15 protein-coding genes are annotated in these 20,373 nt (G+C 69.7%); 10 read left to right on the top strand and 5 right to left on the bottom strand.

Features of this window, described 5'->3' with window-relative positions; all coding sequences use genetic code 11:
* Nucleotides 1-22: 22 nt before the first annotated feature.
* Both Q8X39_RS12495 and Q8X39_RS12490 read left to right on the top strand, forming a co-directional pair.
* Nucleotides 23-1,231, top strand: coding sequence for an MFS transporter (locus Q8X39_RS12495; protein WP_305750013.1), 1,209 nt, complete (start codon nt 23-25; stop codon nt 1,229-1,231).
* Between the two features lie 154 nt (nt 1,232-1,385).
* Entirely contained in the window at nt 1,386-2,924 is a 1,539-nt protein-coding gene (locus Q8X39_RS12490) for a S41 family peptidase (RefSeq protein WP_305750012.1), read from the top strand.
* Nucleotides 2,925-2,935: 11 nt separating this feature from the next.
* Here the strand turns inward: Q8X39_RS12490 and Q8X39_RS12485 are convergent, their stop codons facing one another.
* Both Q8X39_RS12485 and Q8X39_RS12480 read right to left on the bottom strand, forming a co-directional pair.
* Nucleotides 2,936-3,610 (bottom strand): SCO family protein, encoded by a 675-nt coding sequence (locus Q8X39_RS12485; protein ID WP_305750011.1) that lies wholly within the window; start codon nt 3,608-3,610, stop codon nt 2,936-2,938.
* Nucleotides 3,611-3,660: 50 nt separating this feature from the next.
* Entirely contained in the window at nt 3,661-5,556 is a 1,896-nt protein-coding gene (locus Q8X39_RS12480) for a multicopper oxidase family protein (RefSeq protein WP_305750010.1), read from the bottom strand.
* A 561-nt stretch (nt 5,557-6,117) separates the two neighbouring features.
* Here Q8X39_RS12480 and Q8X39_RS12475 point away from each other — a divergent pair.
* From Q8X39_RS12475 to Q8X39_RS12465, 3 genes are read left to right on the top strand one after another with little or no spacing between them, the layout of a single operon-like run.
* A complete protein-coding gene (locus Q8X39_RS12475; protein ID WP_305750009.1) occupies nt 6,118-7,530 on the top strand; it encodes a cation:proton antiporter in 1,413 nt (470 codons plus the stop codon).
* Nucleotides 7,530-8,660, top strand: coding sequence for a YbdK family carboxylate-amine ligase (locus tag Q8X39_RS12470; RefSeq protein ID WP_305750186.1), 1,131 nt, complete (start codon nt 7,530-7,532; stop codon nt 8,658-8,660). Before Q8X39_RS12475 ends, Q8X39_RS12470 begins: the two co-directional genes overlap by 1 nt.
* Nucleotides 8,630-9,514 carry a gamma-glutamyl-gamma-aminobutyrate hydrolase family protein gene (locus Q8X39_RS12465; protein WP_305750008.1) on the top strand — a complete coding sequence of 295 codons (885 nt, stop codon included), beginning with the start codon at nt 8,630-8,632 and terminating at the stop codon, nt 9,512-9,514. Before Q8X39_RS12470 ends, Q8X39_RS12465 begins: the two co-directional genes overlap by 31 nt.
* A gap of 14 nt (nt 9,515-9,528) precedes the next feature.
* On the opposite strand, the gene Q8X39_RS12460 is transcribed toward Q8X39_RS12465, so the two are convergent.
* The 3 genes from Q8X39_RS12460 to Q8X39_RS12450 form a co-directional block, all read right to left on the bottom strand.
* Nucleotides 9,529-10,605: a LacI family DNA-binding transcriptional regulator gene (locus tag Q8X39_RS12460; protein ID WP_305750007.1), complete on the bottom strand. Its 1,077-nt coding sequence runs from the start codon at nt 10,603-10,605 to the stop codon at nt 9,529-9,531.
* A gap of 34 nt (nt 10,606-10,639) precedes the next feature.
* Nucleotides 10,640-12,067, bottom strand: coding sequence for an alpha-glucosidase/alpha-galactosidase (melA, locus tag Q8X39_RS12455; RefSeq protein ID WP_305750006.1), 1,428 nt, complete (start codon nt 12,065-12,067; stop codon nt 10,640-10,642).
* A 146-nt stretch (nt 12,068-12,213) separates the two neighbouring features.
* Nucleotides 12,214-13,542: an ABC transporter substrate-binding protein gene (locus Q8X39_RS12450; protein ID WP_305750005.1), complete on the bottom strand. Its 1,329-nt coding sequence runs from the start codon at nt 13,540-13,542 to the stop codon at nt 12,214-12,216.
* 381 nt (nt 13,543-13,923) lie between these two features.
* Here Q8X39_RS12450 and Q8X39_RS12445 point away from each other — a divergent pair, with 381 nt between their 5' ends.
* The 5 genes from Q8X39_RS12445 to Q8X39_RS12425 all read left to right on the top strand — a co-directional run bounded on the left by Q8X39_RS12445 (nt 13,924) and on the right by Q8X39_RS12425 (nt 20,368).
* Nucleotides 13,924-14,967 carry a LacI family DNA-binding transcriptional regulator gene (locus Q8X39_RS12445; protein WP_305750185.1) on the top strand — a complete coding sequence of 348 codons (1,044 nt, stop codon included), beginning with the start codon at nt 13,924-13,926 and terminating at the stop codon, nt 14,965-14,967.
* A 178-nt stretch (nt 14,968-15,145) separates the two neighbouring features.
* A complete protein-coding gene (locus tag Q8X39_RS12440; protein ID WP_305750004.1) occupies nt 15,146-17,263 on the top strand; it encodes a beta-galactosidase in 2,118 nt (705 codons plus the stop codon).
* Nucleotides 17,264-17,265: 2 nt separating this feature from the next.
* Nucleotides 17,266-18,498: an ABC transporter substrate-binding protein gene (locus tag Q8X39_RS12435; protein WP_305750003.1), complete on the top strand. Its 1,233-nt coding sequence runs from the start codon at nt 17,266-17,268 to the stop codon at nt 18,496-18,498.
* A gap of 104 nt (nt 18,499-18,602) precedes the next feature.
* On the top strand, nt 18,603-19,517 hold the full coding sequence (locus tag Q8X39_RS12430; protein WP_305750002.1) for a carbohydrate ABC transporter permease: 915 nt from the start codon (nt 18,603-18,605) through the stop codon (nt 19,515-19,517).
* Complete coding sequence (locus Q8X39_RS12425; RefSeq protein WP_305750001.1) at nt 19,517-20,368, top strand: carbohydrate ABC transporter permease; 852 nt, start codon at nt 19,517-19,519, stop codon at nt 20,366-20,368. The genes Q8X39_RS12430 and Q8X39_RS12425 overlap by 1 nt, the downstream gene beginning before the upstream one ends.
* Nucleotides 20,369-20,373: the final 5 nt, after the last annotated feature.

The raw sequence follows: 20,373 nt of genomic DNA, 5'->3' as shown, positions 1-20,373 counted from the left end.
CCCCGCCCAGGAAACCGCGACCATGACCACGCCCGATCCGATGACGCCGGCCCTGCAGGCCACGCTGGAGCCCGGCTCCGGCATCACGCCGCAGCAGCAGCGCCTGCGTGCCGCACGCTGGGCCACCCGCACGCTGTTCGCGGTGCTGGGCGTGCTCAGCGGCGTCTGGGGCGCCCACATCCCGTCGATCAAGGACCGCTACGGCATCGACGAGGCGGTGCTGTCGGCGGTGCTGTTCAGCGCCGCCGTCGGCGCGGTCAGCTCGGTGTTCTTCGCCGGGCGCTTCATCGGCCACCTGGGCGCGCGCCGGGCCAGCCTCATCACCGGCCTGGTGCTGTGCAGCGCGCTGGGCAGTGCGCTGCTGTGGCCGTCGGTCTGGGTGCTGATGCTCGCCAGCGTCGCCTTCGGCATGTCGATGAGCGTGTTCGACGTGAGCATCAACTCGGAAGGCACGGCCCTGGAACGGGATGGCGGCCAGCCCATCATGGGCAACCTGCACGGCTGCTTCAGCCTGGGCGCGATGGGTGGCGCGGCGATGGCCGCCGCGATGCTGCGGGCCGAGGTGCCGGCGGCCGCGCAGCTCGGTGGCGTGGCGCTGCTGCTGGCCGTGGCGCTCGCGATCGCCAACCGCTCGATGCTCGACGCCCGACCGGCCCCGCCGGCACCGGGCGAGGAGCAGCGCCACTTCGTCTGGCCCCAGGGCCTGCTGCTGCTGATCGGCCTGCTGATCTTCGCGGGCATGACGGCCGAGGGCGTGATGTACGACTGGTGCGTGCTCTACCTCAAGCAGGAACTGGGCATGCCGCAGGACCGGGCGGCGGCGGGCTACGCGGTCTTCGCCGGCGCGATGGCGGCGGCACGCTTCGGCGGCGACTTCCTGCGCGCGCGCGTCAGCGAGAAGCTGCTGCTGCGCAGCAGCGCCACGCTGACGGCCGTCTCCATGGCCGTCGTGCTGGCCAGTGCCTCGCCGACGGTGGCGATGATCGGCTACGCGCTGATCGGTGCGGGCCTCGCGCCGATCGTGCCCATCCTCTTCAACGCCGCCAGCCGGGTGCCCGGCAGCAGCAGCGCGGCGGCCATCGCGGCGGTGTCCTCGATCGGCTACAGCGGCTTCCTGATCGGCCCGCCGCTGATCGGCGTGATCGCCCACAACTGGTCGCTGACCGCCGCGATGGTGGTGGTCGTGATCGCCGCCGGGGCCCTGGCGATCGGGGCGCGGCGGGTGGACTGAAGCCGGTAGCGCGCCTGAGATTGACTCGAACGAGTCATGGCCGGAACACACCGGCCTCCTGACCATTTCCACAGCGACGAACGACTCGTCGAAAACGGAGATGGGGATGGAGAGGATCAGGCACGAAACAGACATTCGGACCCGTGCTGCCAAGGTGGCACGCCGGCTCAAGCCGGGCCTGGGTCGCGCGGCGATGGTCGTGCTCCTGTCGCTGGCGGGCTGTGGTGGTGGCGGGAGTGGTGGCATCACCGCGCCGCCGACCTGCCCGCCCTGGCAGGGCTCGACCGGCCGTGTCGACACGCGAGGCGTGGCGGTGGCCTCGCTCGGCGTCGAGAAGGCCTGGGTGCGCTCGATGATGACGGCCAACTACCTCTGGCCGCAGGACATCCCCGCGCGCGATCCGTCGGCGGCTGCCTATTCCGACGCCGCACAGCCGTACACCTCGCTGACCGCGTGGTTCGAGGACCTGCTGAGCCCCGTCACCGGCCGGGATCGCTTCAGCTACGTCACCACGGTCCAGGCGACCGAAGCCTTCTACGCCGGCGACCAGACCATCGGTTCGGGCATCCACTGGCACTTCGACGCGTCGACAGACACCCTGCAGGTGGAGCAGGTCGAGCCCGATGCCGCGGCGGGTCGCAGCGGCGTGGTCGCCCGCGGCGACATCCTGCTGGCGGTCGACGGCGTGACGCTGGCCGAGGCTCGCCGCGACCCGACACGGAAGGCGGTCAATCGCTACGTGGGTGGTGTCGAGCCGGACACCGTCTGCCGCGCCAGGCTGCGACTGCTCAAGGCATCCAGCGGCGTGATCCAGGAGGTGTCGATCGACAGCACGGCCCATGTCCCCAACCCGGTGCCGAAAGTCCGGCTGCTGCCCCAATTCACCAACGGCTGGGTCGGCTACCTGCAATTCAATCAGCACATCCTGTCCGCCGAAGCACCCTTGTTCGATGCCCTGACGAGATTTCGGGCGGCACAGGTCAAGGATGTCGTGCTGGACCTGCGCTACAACGGTGGTGGCCTGCTCTACATCGCCAACGGCCTGGCGTCCGGCATGAGCGATGCCGCCCATACCGCCAACCGGATGTTCTCGCGCCTCGCCTTCGGCCCCAACCATCCGCCCGTGGCAGAGACCGACCGGAACACGCCTTTCGTGACGCGAGCCTGCCGACCGGATCCCCAGACCTTCGAGTGCACCGTGGACATGCCACTACCGACGCTCGGCCTTCCGCGCGTCTACGTGCTGGTCGGCCCCCGCACCTGCTCGGCCAGTGAAGCGCTGGTCAACGGACTGCGCGGCATCGGCGTCCAGGTGGTGCTCATGGGTGAGACCACCTGCGGCAAACCCCATGGCTTCATGGGCCACCAAGCCAGCGGCATCGCCTACTTCCCGATCGAGTTCGAGATCACCAACGACCTGGGCCGGGGCGGCTATGCCGACGGGCTGACGCCCGACTGCGTGATCGCCGACGACCGCTGGCATGAACTGGGCAACCCGAACGAGGCGCTGCTGGCCGCTGCCCTGGTCCATCGGCGCACGGGCGCCTGTCCTGCCAGCGGAAGCACGCTGGCACAGCGAGCGTCGGCGGCTCGACCGTCATCTTCCGAACGGGATGCAGGTCTCCAGCCCATGCCGACGCGTGACCGATCGCCGCTGATGGACAACGCCAACGGACGCACCGTTCGACGTTGAGCCATGGATGCTCACACCAGCTCGAACCGGATCATCCGCGCGATGCCGCGGCCGCTGGTCAGCGTGTTGGCGTGGCCCCATTGCACGCGACGCTCGTCGCCGACCACGGCGGCGCCGGAGTGGCTGAGCAGGTCGTCGGCCGGGTCCTGGCTCATCAGGCCCAGGGCCTTGGCGACGCGCTCGACGTTGGCGACGCTGCCGGTCAGGAAGGTCCAGTCGCCGTCGCGGCCGTCGATGCCGTGGGCGCGGCGGTAGGCGGCCAGCTCGGCGGGCGTGTCGGTCAGCGGCGTCAGCGTCAGCGACACGAAGTGCAGGTCGCGGGTGCGGCTGCCGAGGTGGTGGCGGGCCTCGACCAGCTTGCGGGTGGCCGGGCCGCAGATGTTGCTGCACGAGGTGTACATCACGTTGATCACGACCTGGCGGTCGCGCACGATGTCGTCGTAGAAGCGGACCACGCGGCCTTCATGGGTCAGCAGCGGGACGTTGGGCAGACGGCGCTGGCGGACGCGCTCGCGCGGATCGTCGAGCGCGGCGCGGGCCGGCTGCGACGCGCCCATCAGCGTCGCGCCAGCGGCCAGCAGGCCGGCGCCGAGCAGGGCACGGCCGAACAGGCCGCGCCGGTCGCCGGCGCCCGTGTCGCTCAGGTGGGAAGAACGGGAAGGGTTCAGGGCCAGGTTGGCGCTCATGTCGTTGCTCCGGAAGTCGGCATCAGATCGGGGAATGGCGGCCAGCCCGTTCAAGGCTGGGTCTTCTTGTCGCCGACGTCGTCGACCGCGAACAGCAACATCATTCCCTTGTCCTCGTGGACCACGTTGTGGCAATGCATGGGGTAGACGCCGGTGTAGTCGGTCGCCTTGACCCAGTACTCGACCTCGTCGCCCTCGCCCAGCCAGATCACGTCCTTGCGCGAGTACTCGGGCGAGTTGACGGGGATCGCCTTGCCGTTGCGCTTGATGATCCGGCCCTCGACGAAGTGGTTGTGGATCGGGTGGGCCCAGCCGCCGCCGGTGCGGTGGATCCAGCGTTCCATCTGGCCGCGCTTCATCGTGAAGCGGACCTCGTCGCAGTTGATGGGCTTGCCGTTGCAGACCCAGCCGCCATTGCCACGGCCCCAGTCGAAGGTGCGGGTGATGACCGGCGTGTCCAGCGGCGGCAGCGTGATCGGCGCGAAGTTCGGGATCTGCGACGGATGCCGGCTGTTGTCGGGCACCGCCGCGCCGATGCGGAACTCGACCAGCACATGGTCCGGGTTGCCCGGCGGCAGCAGCTCGTTCTCGGGACCGCGGCCGTTGTCCTGCAGCAGGCGGTTCTCCAGCCACAGGCGGGTCGCGCCGGCTGCCGGGCCACCGGCGGCGGTCAGCTCGCGGAAGTCGACGATCACGTCGGCCCGCTCGGCGCAGGACAGCTTGACCGAGGTGACCTTCAGCGGCTTGGGCAGCAGGTTGCCGTCGTTGGCGATCTGCCAGAACGGAATGACCTGCCTGGGGTTGTCCGGGTTGACCAGGAAGAGCTGGTGGAAGCGCGACGGACCGACGTTGAGCAGGCGGAAGCGGTAGCGCCGCTGGTCGACTTCCTTGTAGGGCTGGAGCTTGCCGTTGACGAGGTAGCGGTCACCGATGTGGCCGTCGTCGTCGAACACGTCGAACACGGTCTGCTCGGTGCGCGGGTCCAGGCGCAGGTCGCAGAACATGATCGGCACGTCATAGGCCGGGTAGCTGGGCAGGCGCAAACCGGTGTTCTCGTCGCCGGTGTCGTGCTCGTTGAAGATCAGGTGGAAGCCGCACATGCCCTTGTAGACGTTCTCCGAGGTGTGGGCTTCGCGGTGGTCGTGATACCAGAGCGTGCCCAGCGTCTCGCGCACGTCGCCGTCGGGCATACCGGGGTTGGTGAAGCCGGCCCGCTTCATGTTGTAGTAGTAGTCGTAGTACTGGCCGGGGAAGAAGAAGCGGCCCTGCGTGACCGGGTCCTCGGACAGCGAGCCCAGGCGCGGATCGCAGGGACCGCCGTCGCTGTCGGGCGCCGAGTGGAAGTTGTGCAGGTGGGTCGAGACCGAGTACTTGCCGAAGCCGCCCGAGGGCACGCCCTTGGGCAGATCGTTGTAGCGCCGCACGAGGATGGCGGTGTTCGCGCCGGCCTGGTAGCGGCTGACGATGGTCGGCATCGGCGTGGTCGGCGGGTCCTGCGTCAGGTCGGCACCGCCCCGGTTCGCGCCCCAGAAGTTGAGCTGCAACTTGAGCTGCGGATGGATCGACACCGGCGGCACCGCGCCATAGCGCTGGGCGTAGAAGAACTGCGGCGGGTTGCGGTCACGCAGCTGGTGCGGGTCGCCGCGGCCCTCGTAGGGCAGGCCGGTGGCCGGGTTGACGCGGCGGTTCGGCGCGACGGTCGGCGCCTGCGCGAAGGCCGGGTCGCTCAGCGCACGCTGCGGCAGCTCGGGCGGGGTCGGCAGCGGCTCCAGGAAGGGCGTGATGCGCGGGCTGGGCTCCGGGTCGCCGGCACGGGCCGGCGTGGCGGTCGTCGCCAGCAGCGCCGCCGGTGCGGCACCGAGTGCGAGCTTGAAGGCCTGGCGACGGCCAGGCTGGCCGACGGCCTCGGTCGATGGCGGGGGATCGGACTTCAGAACTTCGGACATGGCTGGATACCCTCGTGATCGGCGACAGAATTTTTCAGAAGAAGAACTTCAAGGCCGCTCTGCAAACGCTTCCGACCTTGCTCGATGTCCTGGACATACGGTCGGCACAACGAATCAGATGCGGGTCAGATTCCTTCAGCTGAACTTAAGGTGTCCGATCGTATCGACACGAGACGTGACGAAAGACAAGTCTTTGTGCCCTCTTGGGTGGGGTTATTGGGCGAAAAAACCCACAGCTTGACCCCAAAGTGGCCGAGACCGTGAAATTTTTCCGACCGAAGGCCCCAACTGCGTCAGACCGACTGTTTCGGTCAGCCTGGACAAGGGAAAGCTTTCCATTCAGTTTTCATAAATCGTCACGACGGGACCGCAGCGGCTGTCAATCCGGGTCGTCCCCGCGTCTGAAACACCCGGTCCCGCCTCTGACGTCTGGATGCGAAGCGAGGAACCGAAGCGTCCCGGCCGACCTCTACATTGACCCTCCCGCCCCCGCGTCCGACGCCCGGGAGCCCATGACGACCAGGCCCGCCCGGACGCCGGCGAGGCCCGCGAGGAGCAGCGATGGAATGGCTGGAAGACGTGGCACGCGTGCTGCACATCGAACCCTGGCCGCCAGACCCGGGCGCGCTCTTCTGGGCCGTCCTGATGCTGCTGGCCGGCGGCCTGCTCGGCGAGCTGGTGGCACGCTGGACCCGCATGCCGCGCGTGATGGGCTACACCGCCGCCGGCATCGGCATGGCGCTGTCGGGCCAGGGCCTGACCGGTGCGGCCATGCCGGCCTCGCTCAAGCTGGTGATCGACCTGGCACTGGCGCTGCTGCTCTTCGAGATCGGCGCGCGGGTGCGGCTGCGCTGGCTGCGCGACAACCCGGCCCTGTTGGCGACCAGCCTGGGCGAGGCCCTGCTGACGCTGCTGACGGTGCATGCCGCCTTGCGCTGGGCCGGCCTGGACCCGACGCTGGCACTGGGCTGCGCGGTGCTGGCGGTCCCCGCTTCGGCGGCGGTGGCGGGCCGGGTCTCGCTGGAGCTGGGCGCGGCCGGCCAGGTGACCGAACGCATGATCCTGCTGACCGCCCTGAACACGCTCTACGCCGCCCTGGGCCTGACGCTGCTGCGCGGCTGGCTGAGCCTGGAGACGCTGGGCGACTGGCTGCCCGCGCTGGCCCGGCTGGGCTACAACTTCCTCGGTTCGCTGCTGCTGGCGCTGATGCTGGCCCAGCTGGTCGGCTGGATCGCGCGCCGGCTCGACCTGCGCAACGACCATGCCGTGCTGCTGCTGCTGGGCCTCGTGCTGGTGGCCATCACGGTGGCGCGCGCGCTGGCCCTGTCCACGCTGCTGGTGCCGCTGCTGGCCGGCCTGGTGCTGCGCAACCGCAGCGAGCGGCCGTGGGTCTGGCCGCGCCACTTCGGCACCGCCGGCGGCGTGCTGGTGCTGCTGCTGTTCGTGATCGTCGGATCGGCCTGGACGCTCGACGCGCTGCGCACCGGCCTGCTGCTGGGCGCGGTGCTGGTCGGTGCGCGGGTGCTGGCCAAGCTGCTGGCCGTCGTCGGGCTGGCGCGGCTGAGCGGCCTCGCGCCACGCCAGGGCCTTGCGCTGGGGCTGTCGCTGGCACCGCTGTCGGCCACCGCGCTGGTGATGCTGGCGGAGCTGCAGGCCATCCACCCCGACTACGGCCACGGCCTGGGTCCGATCGTGCTGAGCGCGATCGCGCTGCTGGAGCTGGCCGGGCCGCTGGCGGTCTGTGCCGCGCTGAAGCTGGCCGGCGAGGTCGCGCCAGCCCCCGCGACACCGAGCCGGGTGCCGGCGGCGCGGGCCGTGCAGGCCGTGCAGGCCGTGCGTGGGCCGCAGCGGGTGCCGCAGCAGGCCCCGATGCTGGCGGCCAGCGGCGGCGAGGCGGCGGCCATCGGGTCGGTGATCACGCCGGTCGCGGCGTCGGTGACGGTCGCGGCGGGCATCGGCGGGGCGCTGTCGTGATCCGCCTGGAACCGTTCGCGCGCTCGCGCTCGCTGACGCTGGGCGTCGAGCTGGAGCTGCAGATCGTCAACACCCACGACTACGACCTGGCCCCGTCGGCCAAGGACCTGCTGCGCCTGGTCGACGGGCTGAAGGACCAGCTGCCGGGCAGCATCGTGCCGGAGATGACCGACAGCATGATCGAGCTGTCCACCGGCATCTGCGCCGACCATGCGGATGCGCTGTCGCAGCTGGGCCAGCTGCGCGACGCGCTGGTGAGCTGCGCCGACTCGCTCAACCTCGGCCTGTGCGGCGGCGGCACGCATCCCTTCCAGGACTGGAGCCAGCGCCGCATCTTCGACAAGCCGCGCTTCCAGGAGCTGTCGCAGCTCTACGGCTACCTCAGCAAGCAGTTCACGATCTTCGGCCAGCACGTGCACATCGGCTGTCCGGGGCCGGACCAGGCGCTGGTGCTGCTGCACGGGCTGTCGCGCTTCATCCCGCACCTGATCGCGCTGAGCGCGTCCTCGCCCTACGTGCAGGGCACCGACACCGGCTTCGACTCGGCCCGGCTGAACTCGGTCTTCGCCTTCCCGATGTCGGGCCGCGCACCCTTCGTGCAGACCTGGGACGACTTCCAGGTCTACTTCGAGAAGATGACCCGCACGGGGGTGGTCCGCAGCATGAAGGACTTCTACTGGGACATCCGCCCCAAGCCCGAGTACGGGACCATCGAGGTGCGCGTGCTCGACACGCCGCTGACGATCGAGAAGGCCGCCGCGATGGCCGGCTTGATCCAGTGCCTGGCCCGCTGGCTGCGCATCGAGCGGCCCTACACGCTGCACGAGGACGACTACCTGCCCTACACCTACAACCGCTTCCAGGCCTGCCGCTTCGGGCTGGACGGCCTGTTCGTCGACCCACAGACCGGCGAGCACCGCACGCTGCGCGACGACATCGCGCTGACCTTCTCGGCGCTGGAGGTCCACGCCATGGAGCTGCGTGCCGAGGGCGCGATCGCCTACCTGCGCGGCGAGATCGCGCGGCTGGGCAACGACGCCGGCTGGATCCGCGCGGTCCAGGCGCGCGAGGGCCTGCTGGCCGAAGTGGTCCGACAGCAATGCACGCGCTGGGCCGGACGCGCAGCCTGATGCCGCAGCGCGCGGCAGGCCAGGCCGAGCGCGGTGCCGGCGGCCGCTCCGCCGTGGCCGAAGGCCGCAACGCGCAGCGCCCGCTGCTGATCGGCATGACCGCGCGGCTGATGCACCAGCCGCCGGCCGAACTGGGCTTCCGCGGCAAGACGCTGCAATACCTGGAGCAGTCGCTGGCCCACTGGATCATGGGCCACGGCGCGATGGCGGTGATGGTGCCCACGCTGGGCTTCGATGCCGAGGTGGCGCGCCGCAAGGTCGGCGTCCACCACTACGTCGAGCTGCTCGACGGCCTGATGCTGCAGGGCGGCGCCGACGTCAGCCCGCTGACCTACGGCCAGCAGCCGATGCGCGAGGCCTGGCGCGGCGATGCCGTGCGGGACCGCTACGAGATCGAGCTGATCGACGGCTTCCTGGCCGCCGGCAAGCCGCTGCTGGGCATCTGCCGCGGCTGCCAGCTGCTCAACGTGGCGCTCGGCGGCTCGCTCTACCAGGACATCGCCACGCAGCGCCCGGAGGCGATCCGCCACGTCGACGCCGAACAGTACGACCAGCTCGCCCACGGCCTGCGCATCGAACCGCACAGCCGGCTGGCCGGCATCTACGGCATGCCGTCGAACGCGCGTGTCAACAGCATCCACCACCAGGCGGTCGACCGGCTCGGCGGCGACCTGGTGATCGAGGCCCGCAGCGCAGACGACGGCATCGTCGAGGCGATCCGTGCCCGTGGCGACCTGTTCGTGACCGGCGTGCAGTGGCATCCGGAATTCCACCCAAGCCGCCCGGACCTGCTGCCGGCCGAGCCGCTGATGAACGCCTTCCTGGCCGCCGTGCGGACCCGCCGCAACGCCTGAGGCCGGCGTCCCGTTCAGGCGCCCGGCAAGGTTCCGCAGGACGCGCGCACGACCAGCTCGGGCTCGGTCTGCTCGCTGGTCGCGGCCTCGGCCGGCGCCTTGCGCAGCTGGCTCATCAACTGAGCCACCGCGACCTGGCCCTGCTCGATCGGGTGGGTGCGCACCGTCGTCAGCGGCGGGTTGGCATAGGCCGCCAGCGGGATGTCGTCGTAGCCGACCACGGCGATGTCCTCGGGCACGCGCAGGCCGGCCTCGGCCAGCGCCCGCAGCGCCCCGAAGGCGATGGTGTCGTTGCCGGCGAACAGCGCGGTGATGCGGCGCGCGGCCGGCAGCTCGCGCTGCCGCGCCAGCAGCACGCGGGTCGCCGCCAGGCCGCTGGCGGCGCTGATGTCGGCATGGGTCAGCCAGGCGTCGTCGCTCGGCAGGCCCAGGCTGTCCATCGCCTCGCGCCAGTTGCCGATGCGCTCATGCGAGGCCAGCAGCTCGGCCGGCGCAAAGGCCACATGGCCGATGCGGCGGTGACCCAGCCGGTGCAGGTGGCCGATCAGCTCGCCGACCGCGCCGGTGTTGTTGCTCGGCAGGGCCTGGATGTGCTCCAGCCCGGCCGGTGCGCGGCCCAGCACGACCAGCGGGATGGCGGCCTCGGCGATGCGGTGCAGGTGGTCGTAGACGTCGCGGCGCGGGCTGACGATCAGCAGGCCGTCGATGCGGCGGGCCTGCACCAGGCCGATGAAGCCGCCGGGCTCGCGGCCTTCGCCCTCGGTCGACTCGATCAGCAGCTTGAGGCCCTCGCGGTGGCAGGCGTCGTTGACGCTGGCCACCATCTGCGAGAGGAAGACGTCGGTGTAGAGGTGCGAGGCCTGCGGGATCACCAGCCCGATGGTGCCGCTGCCCCCGCCCGCCAGCTGGCGCGCCGCCGCGTTGGGCGCATAGCCCAGCTCGCGCGCGACGGCCAGCACGCGGTCGCGCGTGGCCTCGCTGATGCCGCGGTTCTCGACGCCGTTGAGCACGAAGCTCACGGTGGTGCGCGAGACGCCCGCCTGGCGGGCGACCTCGGCGCTGGTGGTGGGGGTGCGCAGCGTGTCGGTCACGGGCTCTCGGGTCGGGGCCGGCTCCCTCGCGGCTTCAGCCGTGCAGGTAGTCCGGCAGGAAGGGCCGGTGCGCCACCAGCAGCTCGTCGACCATGGCGCGGATCTGCGCCAGGTCGAGCGTCGCGGCGGTGTGCGGGTCCAGCATCGCGGCATGGTAGACGTGCTCGCGCTCCTGCTTGAGGATGGCCGCCACGACCAGTTCCTGGACGTTCACGTTGGTGCGCATCAGCGCGGCCAGCTGCACCGGCAGTTCACCGACGCGCGTCGGCTGCACGCCGTTGTGGTCGACCACGCACGGCACCTCGACCGCGCAGCCCTGCGGCAGGTTGTCGATCAGCCGGTGGTTGAGCACGTTGCCGTTGATCACGCAGGGCTGGCCGGTCACGACCGAATGGATGATGGAGCTGCCGTACTCGACGCTGCGCACGACCTGGCGCAGCCCTTCGAGCATGTGTGGCGCGTCCTCGATCGAGCGCGGCATCACGTGGATGCCGGCCGTGCGCAGCTGCGCCAGCAGCGCGGCCGGGTCCTGCGAGCCCGGCTTCTGGAGTTCACGCTCGATGTAGGGCCAGGCGTGCTCGAAGACCTGGCAGCGGCCCGGGTACTCGTCCAGCGGGATGTTGAACTTCTTGAGCAGGTCCTCGCGGCCCTGCTTGATGAACCAGGGCACGTACTCGCTGAAGTGCTCGCTGGACTCGGTCGGGAAGTAGCCGAGCTGGTGCAGCATCTCGTAGCGCACGCGGTTCCAGTCGGGCATCGCGCCGTCGCGTTGGATCTCGCGCAGGCGCGGGTAGAGGTCGCGGCCCTGGTGCTCGAAGCGCAGGTAGAACGACATGTGGTTGATGCCGGCGCAGTGGTACTGGATCTCCTCGACGGGGATGCCCAGGTCACGCGCCAGCTCACCGGCGGTGTGCTGCACGCTGTGGCACAGGCCGACCGTCGGGATGCGGGTGGACGACGCGTTCAGCGCCCACGTGATCATCGCCATCGGGTTGACGTAGTTGAGGTGGATCGCGCCGGGGGCGCAGACCGCCTCCATGTCGCGCAGCATGTCGAGCATCACGGGGATGGTGCGCAGCCCGCGCATGATCCCGCCGATGCCCAGCGTATCGCCGATGGTCTGTTCGAGGCCGTACTTCTTCGGGATGTCGAAGTCGGTCACGGTCGCCGGCTTGTAGCCGCCGACCTGGATGGTGTTGATGACGACGTTCGCCCCGTCCAGCGCGGCCCGGCGATCGGTGCTGGCGCGGATGACCGGCTGGGCACCCAGCGCGTCGGCGATGCGGTGCGCGACCTGCTCGGACAACGCGAGGCGGTGCGCGTCGATGTCGTGCAGCGAGATCTCGGCACCGGCCAGTTCCGGGTAGGCCAGGATGTCGCCCAGCAGGTTGCGGGTGAACACGGTGCTGCCGGCACCGATCAGCGTGATCTTCAGGCGGCGGTTCGAGGCGGCGACGGTCATGGTGTGGGGTACTTCCAGGGACTCGTTGAAGACAAAAGACGTGCCGGAGCAGACCGCTCCGGCACGTGAACCCGCGCCGACGGAGTCCCTGCCGTCAGCGCCTCGGAGACAAGTGAAGGTGAGCGTGAGCCGGGCGGCTCAGGCGCTCACTTGAACAGCGCGTTGACCTTGCCGTTCGCGTCCTTCAGGGCCGGCGCGGCCTGGGCCTTGCCACGCAGCACCGAGTCGATCGCGTTGGCCATCAGCTCGTTGACCTGCGAGCCGTTGTCGGCGATCGGTGCCAGGAAGGTCTTGCCCTTGGCCATCTCGAGGAAGGCCGAGTCGTCGATGCCCTTGGCCTTGTGCACGGCGGTCACGGTGTCGGGCAGGCCCTTGATCGCCGGGAACACCACGCCGGCCTTGGCGACCACGCTCTGGCAGGCTTCCGAGCCCAGGTACTTGACCCACTTCCAGGCCTCTTCCTTGTTCTTGCTGCCGACCCAGATCGAATCGGCCAGGCCGTTGAACATGGTGGCGCGCGCACCGGACGGGCCCTTGGGCAGCGGCACCCAGGCGTAGTTGAACTTCGTGTTGGTGGCGAAGTGGTTGATCATCCAGGAGCCCTCCGGAATCATCGCGGCCTTGCCGGCCATGAACATGCCGCCGGAGCCCAGCTTGCTGACGTCCTCGGCGCTCGCCGACACGCCCTTGCCCGGCAGGCCGGCGATGTACTGGATGGTCTCGGCCAGCTTGGCGTCGTCGTAGTAGAACTTGCCGGCCCAGGGCTTGTCCTGGAACTTGAAGCCGTTGGACACCGCGAAGTGGCTCCACTCGGTCTGGCCCATCATCCCGCCCGCGCCGGGGTTCTGGTAGCCGTAGGTCGCGACCTTGGTCTTGTCGAACTTCGGGCTCAGCGCGTTGTTGCCGTTGGCGTCCAGGGTCAGCTTCTTGACGATCTGCTCGAAGCTGCCGCCGTCCTTCGGGTTCCAGGTCATGTTGTTCAGGTCGGCCAGGCTCACGCCAGCCTTCTTCGCCACGTCCATGTTGACGATGAAGGCGATGGTGTCCCAGTCCTTGGGCAGGCCGTACTGCTTGCCGTCACGGCCCCAGATGTCGTAGAGGCCGTTCGAGTAGACGTCGGTCCTGACCTTGTCGCGCGCCACCAGCGGCGCGAGGTCGACCAGCTGGTTGTTCTTGGCGAACTCGGGGTACTTGGCCAGGTGGTTGGTGAACACGTCCGGGGCGGTGCCGGAGATGAAGCCGGTCGAGATGCCGGTCCAGTACTCGTCCCAGCCCTGCTGGCTGATCTTGATCGAGATGCCGGGGTTGGCCTTCTCGAAGTCGCTGGCGCACTGCTGGTAGGCCGGGCGCTGGCCGGAGTCCCACAACACGTACTTGATGTCGACGGCATGGGCGGCGCCGGCGCTGGCGAGCAGCGCGGCGGCGGACAGGGCGTGGCGGCGGAGGGAGCGGCGGATGGGGCGGCGGAAGGTCATGCGGATGTCTCCTCGGTGGGGCGGCGCCGGTGGCGCGGGGCAGGTGAACGGTGGACGGGGACGCCGGGTGGGGCGACGGCAGCGCGTCGGGCGGATCCGGCTCGTCCGGGGGATTTGCAGTCAGCACCTAACGCGTGTTAGCCGGCAGGATACGCACGGCGGTCACCGCTGATCATGGTGTTTCCACCAATATCAGCAAATTTATTAGCTATCAGCATCAGGACCATGATCGACACCTCGACCGCCGCGCTCGGCAGCCGTCAGGAACACGGCCCGCGGAGCGCGAATAATTCGCAGCCTGCAGCCCCGCACACACCCGACGACGCCGAGACGACCGTGACCCCCCGCAAGCCGACCACCCCGCCCAGCCGCCGCCCGACCATGACCGACGTCGCCAAGGCGGCCGGCGTGTCGCAGTCGACCGTCTCGATGGCGCTCAACAACGTCAGCAGCGCACGGCTGTCGGACGCCACCCGGGCCAAGGTGCTGAGCGCCGCCGTCGAGCTGGGCTACCGCCTGCCGCGCCGCGAGGGCACGGTCAACGAGGTGCTGCCGGCCGACGCCGCCGGGCCGCGCCGCAACCTGATCGGCTACCTGGTCGACGAGATCTCCACCAGCCCGCACCCGGTCGTCAGCGTCGACGGCGCGCGCGACGCGGCCTGGGAACACGGCTGCGTGCTGAGCGTGTGCGTGACCCGCAGCAACGCCGACCAGGAGGCCGCCGCGATCGCCGCGCTGCGGGCCCATCCGCAACTGCTGGGCGTCGTCTACTCGACCATCTTCACGCGGGCCGCCCAGGTGCCCGAGGCCCTGCGCGAGGTGCCCACCGTGCTGCTGAACTGCCACGACGACAGCGGGCGTTTCCCGACCATCGTGCCGGGCGAGGTTGGCGGTGGCCATGCGGCGACCGACTACCTGATCGGTGCGGGCCACACCCGCATCGGCTTCATCAACGGCGAGCCCTGGATGGAGGCCGCCAAGGACCGCCTGAAGGGCTACCGGCGCGCGCTGGCGACCGCCGACCTGCCCTTCGATCCGGCCCTGGTGCGCGACGGCGACTGGATGAACAGCGGCGGCTTCGACGGCACGATGGCGCTGATGGCGCTGCCGCGTCCGCCCAGCGCGATCTTCTGCGCCAACGACCTGATGGCGATCGGCGCACTGGAGGCCCTGGCCCAGCTCGGCAGGAAGGTGCCGGAGGACGTCTCGGTGATCGGCTACGACGACCAGGAGATCTCGCGCCACACCCACCCGCCGCTGACCACCATGGTGCTGCCCAACTACGAGATGGGCCGGGCGGCGGTCGAGGCCCTGCTGGCCGAGACCGCCGGCGCCGAGGCCGGCACGCGCAGCAGCGGCAGCCGCCGCGCGCTGACCAAGATCGACTGCCCGCTGGTCGAGCGCGAGACCGTCCGGCGGCGCTGACCGGGCCACGCCGGAACGCCCGCAGCGGGCGCCGCCACGCTGATGATCCGTTCATCGCCCACGCGGGTTTTCACCAGTTATCGCTAATTTTATTAGCACCACAATCCGTGCACCGCATCCCGGTGTACGCGCCGGGCCCGCGACGAACGCTTCCTCCACCTGACGGAACCTTCGCCCCATGCAACTCGGCGTCTGCTACTACCCCGAACACTGGCCCCGCGCCTGGTGGGCCGAGGATGCCCGCCGCATGCGCGAGATGGGTATCACCTGGGTGCGCATCGCCGAATTCGCCTGGAGCCGCATCGAGCCCTCGCCCGGCCACTTCGACTGGGCCTGGCTGGACGAGGCGGTCGAGACCCTGCATGCGCAGGGCCTGAAGGTCGTGATGTGCACGCCGACCGCGACGCCGCCGAAGTGGCTGGTCGACGCCATGCCCGACATGCTCGCGGTCGACGCGAACGGCCAGCCGCGCGGCCACGGCTCGCGCCGCCACTACTGTTTCTCGCACGCCGGCTACCGGGCCGAATCGCGCCGCATCAGCCGCGCGGTGGCCGAACGCTACGGCCGCCATCCGGCCGTCGCCGCCTGGCAGACCGACAACGAGTACGGCTGCCACGACACGGTGCTGAGCTACTCCGAGGCCGCCAAGGCCGGTTTCCGGCGCTGGCTGGCCGAGCGCCACGGCACGGTCGCGGCGCTCAACGAGGCCTGGGGCACGGTCTTCTGGAGCATGGAATACCGCAGCTTCGACGAGGTCGACGCGCCGGTCGGCACGGTCACCGAGGCCCATCCGGCGCACCGGCTGGACTGGCGCCGCTACGCCTCGTCCGAGGTCCGCGCCTTCAACCGCGAGCAGTGCGAGATCCTGCGCGAAGCGTCGCCGGGCCGGCCGGTGTCGCACAACTACATGGGCTTCTTCACCGAGTTCGACCACCACGAGGTGGCCGCCGACCTCGACATCGCCACCTGGGACAGCTACCCGCTGGGCTTCACGCAGAACTTCTTCCTGCGGGCCGACGAGAAGGCCGCGCTGGCCCGCACCGGCCACCCCGACATCCCCGCCTTCCACCATGACCTCTACCGCGGCATGTGCGCCAGCGTGCGGCCTGGCGCGCCGGCCCATGGCCGCTGGTGGGTGATGGAGCAGCAGCCTGGCCCGGTCAACTGGGCCAGCTGGAACCCGGCCCCGCACGACGGCATGGTGCGGCTGTGGACCTGGCAGGCGCTGGCGCACGGCGCCGAGGTGGTCAGCTACTTCCGCTGGCGCCAGGCGCCGTGGTCGCAGGAACAGATGCACACCGGCCTGCACCGGCCCGACCGCAGCGTCGACCAGGGCGGCGTCGAGGCCGGCCAGGTCGGCGAGGAACTGCGCACGCTGGGCGAGGCGCTGGCGACGCTGGCCGCGCCGGGCATCGTCAACCGCGTCGCGCTGGTGTTCGACTACGCCAGCGTGTGGATGGCGCAGATCCAGCCGCAGGGCGCGGACTACCTGCCCATCGAGCTGCACTTCCGCGTCTACAGCGCCTTGCGCACGCTCGGGCTGGACGTCGACGTGGTCGCGCCGACGGCCTCGCTCGACGGCTACCGGCTGATCGTGCTGCCGGTCCAGCTGCACGTCGCCGACGCCCTGGCGGCCGCCCTGGCGCGGGCCGCGTTGGCCGGTGCCCAGATCGTGCTCGGGCCACGTGCCGGGTCGAAGACGGACAGGCTGTCCATCCCCGTGAATCTGGCCCCCGGGCCACTGCGCGATGCGACCGGCGTGTCGGTGCAGCGGGTCGCCTCCTTGCCGCCGGGCCTGACGGTCACGCTGCTGCCGACGGCCGGCCTGGCCGGTGGCTGGACCTCCTGCGAGGTCTCGCGCTGGCGCGAGGACCTGGCGGTCGACGCGGGCGTCGTGGTCGAGGCCGTCTTCGGCGACGACGGCCGTGCGGCGCTGACCTGCCGACCGCACGGCGACGGCGCGCTGCGCTACGTCGCCGGCTGGCTCGATGAATCCGGCTGGCGCAGCGCCCTGCAGCGCACGGCCGAGGCCGCCGGGCTGGCGGTCGAGCCGCTGCACGACGGCCTGCGCATCAGCCGCATCGGCGCGCTGGTGCTGGCCTGCAACTTCTCCGACGCGACGCTGCACTGGCAGCCCGACGCGGCGGACTCCGCAACCACGTCGAGCCGGCCGCTGATCGGCGGCGCGACGCTGGCGCCTCGGGGCATCGCCCTGTGGCACACGCAGCAGGCGCCGTCCCCATCGGGCGCCGCTACCGAACCGCAGGCCTCGCGGCCTGCCACAACAGGAGACTGACGATGACGATGCGAAACAAGGCGCGACTCAGCGCACTGGCACTGGCCGGCCTGGCCTGGGTCAGCGCCCAGGCCGGCACGCTGGTGATCAACACCGATGCGTCCGACCCGGCGCCGAAGGCCGCGTGGGACGCGATGGCCAAAGGCTTCATGGCCGCCAATCCGGACGTGACGGTCAAGATCAACACCTTCGACCACGAAGGCTTCAAGACCTCGATCCGCAACTTCCTGACCGCCGATCCCCCGGACATCGTCACCTGGTATGCCGGCAACCGGATGGCCCCCTTCGTCAACGCCAACCTGTTCGACGACGTCTCCGATGTCTGGGCCAAGGAAGGCCTGAAGGACAAGCTGAAGTCGGCCGCCGCGTCGATGACCATCGGCGGCAAGCAGTGGGGCGTGCCCTACACCTACTACCAGTGGGGCATCTACTACCGCAAGGACATCTTCGCGAAGAACGGCATCGCCGTGCCGACCGACTGGAAGCAGCTGGTGGCCGCCTGCGCCAAGCTCAAGGCCGCCGGCGTCACGCCCTTCGCGATCGGCACCAAGGCGCTCTGGCCGACCGGCGGCTGGTTCGACTACCTCAACATGCGCGTCAACGGCTACGAGTTCCACATGGACCTCACCGCCGGCAAGGTGCCCTACACCGACAAGCGCGTCAACGAGGTCTTCGACCGCTGGGACGAGCTGACCAAGCCGGGCTACTTCCTGGCCAACCACGCCGGCATCGACTGGCAGGACGCCGTGCCCGCCTTCGTCAAGGGCGAGGCCGCGATGTACCTGATGGGCAACTTCGCGGTCGACCCGATGAAGAAGGCCGGCCTGACCGAGGCGCAGCTCGGCTTCATGCAGTTCCCGAAGATCAACAACGTGCCGATGGCCGAGGACGCCCCGACCGACACCATCCACATCCCCGCCAAGGCCAAGAACAAGGCCGATGCACGCCGCTTCCTGGCCTATGCCGCCAGCGCCAAGGTGCAGAGCGAGGTCAATGCGATCCTGGGCCAGCTGCCGGTCAACAAGGACGCCACGCGCCCGACCGACGTCTACCTCAAGGACGGCTTCTCGATGCTGTCGGGCGCCTACGCGCTGGGCCAGTTCTACGACCGCGACGCGCCCGCCGAGATGGCCAAGGCCGGCATGGAGGGCTTCCAGCGCTACATGATCAAGCCCGAGTCGCGCAAGGACGTGCTGGAGCGCCTGGAGCAGGTGCGCGGCCGCGTCTACAAATGACGAAGGGCTGATCTGGCGGCGGCGCGGGTCGATGCGGGCCGTGCGCCGCTCGCCAGATCAAACCCTTCGTCCCTGCGCGCCAGATCGGACTTCAAGAGCCAACCATGAATCCACCGCCCTCGCCCCCCACGTTCTCCTGGTGGACCCGCCACCAGCGCGACATCGCGCCCTGGCTGTTCCTCGCGCCCGCCGCGCTGATGTTCACGCTCTACGTGCTCGTGCCGATCGTCGAGTCGATCGCGCTGAGCTTCTACGACTGGGACGGCCTGGGCGAGGCACGCTGGATCGGCCTGGACAACTACCGCGAGCTGGCCACCGACCCCGACTTCTTCATCGCGCTGAAGAACAACGTCATCTGGCTGGTCGGCTTCCTGCTGGCGGTGCCGATCGGCCTGGGCCTGGCGCTGTTCCTGAACCAGACGGTGTTCGGCATCCGCGCGATCAAGTCGATGTTCTTCTTCCCCTTCGTGATCTCGCAGGGCGTCATCGGCCTGATCTTCACGTGGTTCTACAACCCGGCCAACGGCCTGGTCGGCGAGATCTTCGGCCTGTTCGGCATGGACCCGGTCTCGGTGCTGGCCGACGAGCACTGGGTCACCTACGGCATCGTGCTGGCCGGCCTCTACCCGCAGGTGGCCTACTGCATGATCCTGTACCTCACCGGCCTGAACAACCTGCGCCCCGACCTGATCGAGGCGGCGCGCCTCGAAGGCGCCAAGGGCTGGTCGATGCTGCGCCACGTGGTGCTGCCGCAGCTGCGGCCGGCGACCTTCATCGCGGTGGTCGTGACCATCATCGGCTCGCTGCGCAGCTTCGACATGATCTCCATCATGACCTCGGGCGGCCCCTATGGCAGCTCGCGCGTGCTCGCCTACTACATGTACGAGAAGGCGCTGTCCGAATACGGCTACCGCATGGGCTACGGCACCGCCATCGCCACGGTGCTGTTCGCGATCATGCTGGTCTACATCCTGTTCGTGCTGTGGCGCATCCACCAGCAAGAGAAGGAAACCGCCTGATGTTCCCGACCCCCATCGCCAAGACATCGGCCGGCACGCGCTGGCTCTACCAGGTCGCGCTGCCGATCTCGCTGATCGTCTGGCTGCTGCCCATCATCGCGGTGGCACTGACCTCGCTGCGCGGCCAGGGCGACATCGCCAGTGGCAACTACTGGGGCCTGCCCACGCAGTGGCAGGTGGTCGAGAACTACACCGCCGTCTTCACGAACACGCCGATCCTGCGCTACATCGCCAACAGCTTCATGGTGACGCTGCCGACGGTGATCGGCGCGGTCTCGCTGGCCTGCCTGGCCGGCTTCGCGCTGGGCGTCTACCGCTTCAAGCTCAACCTGCTGGTCTTCTTCATCTTCGTGGGCGGCAACTTCGTGCCCTTCCAGATCCTGATGGTGCCGGTGCGCGACCTGAGCCTGCGCATGGGGCTGTACGACTCGATCACCGGCCTGGTGCTGTTCCACATCGCCTTCCAGACCGGCTTCTGCACCTTCTTCATGCGCAACTTCATCCGCGACCTGCCGATGGAGCTGGTCGAGGCCGCCCGCATCGAGGGCGCCAGCGAGGTGCAGATCTTCTGGCGCGTCGTGCTGCCGCTGGTCCGCCCGGCGCTGGCCGCGCTGGCGGTGCTGGTCTTCACCTTCATCTGGAACGACTACTTCTGGTCGACCGTGCTGATCCAGGGCGACCACGCGATGCCGGTCACCGGCGGGCTGAAGTCGCTCAACGGCATGTGGGTGGCGCAATGGCACCTCGTGTCGGCCGGCTCCATCGTCGCGGCGCTGCCGCCGGTGGCGATCTTCTTCCTGATGCAGAAGCAGTTCATCGCCGGCCTGACGCTCGGCGCATCCAAGGGTTGAGAAGG

The organism is Leptothrix discophora (assembly GCF_030705305.1).
GTDB lineage: Bacteria > Pseudomonadota > Gammaproteobacteria > Burkholderiales > Burkholderiaceae_C > Sphaerotilus > Sphaerotilus discophorus.
This window is presented reverse-complemented; position numbering and strand designations above follow the sequence as displayed.

Coding starts and splice junctions, on each gene's coding strand:
- Q8X39_RS12445 (WP_305750185.1), top strand. CDS start 13,924: ATGACCGACGTCGCCAAGGCGGCCGGCGTGTCGCAGTCGACCGTCTCG.
- Q8X39_RS12425 (WP_305750001.1), top strand. CDS start 19,517: ATGTTCCCGACCCCCATCGCCAAGACATCGGCCGGCACGCGCTGGCTC.
- Q8X39_RS12435 (WP_305750003.1), top strand. CDS start 17,266: ATGACGATGCGAAACAAGGCGCGACTCAGCGCACTGGCACTGGCCGGC.
- Q8X39_RS12465 (WP_305750008.1), top strand. CDS start 8,630: ATGCACGCGCTGGGCCGGACGCGCAGCCTGATGCCGCAGCGCGCGGCA.
- Q8X39_RS12430 (WP_305750002.1), top strand. CDS start 18,603: ATGAATCCACCGCCCTCGCCCCCCACGTTCTCCTGGTGGACCCGCCAC.
- Q8X39_RS12475 (WP_305750009.1), top strand. CDS start 6,118: ATGGAATGGCTGGAAGACGTGGCACGCGTGCTGCACATCGAACCCTGG.
- Q8X39_RS12480 (WP_305750010.1), bottom strand. CDS start 5,556: ATGTCCGAAGTTCTGAAGTCCGATCCCCCGCCATCGACCGAGGCCGTC.
- Q8X39_RS12440 (WP_305750004.1), top strand. CDS start 15,146: ATGCAACTCGGCGTCTGCTACTACCCCGAACACTGGCCCCGCGCCTGG.
- melA (WP_305750006.1), bottom strand. CDS start 12,067: ATGACCGTCGCCGCCTCGAACCGCCGCCTGAAGATCACGCTGATCGGT.
- Q8X39_RS12495 (WP_305750013.1), top strand. CDS start 23: ATGACCACGCCCGATCCGATGACGCCGGCCCTGCAGGCCACGCTGGAG.
- Q8X39_RS12450 (WP_305750005.1), bottom strand. CDS start 13,542: ATGACCTTCCGCCGCCCCATCCGCCGCTCCCTCCGCCGCCACGCCCTG.
- Q8X39_RS12485 (WP_305750011.1), bottom strand. CDS start 3,610: ATGAGCGCCAACCTGGCCCTGAACCCTTCCCGTTCTTCCCACCTGAGC.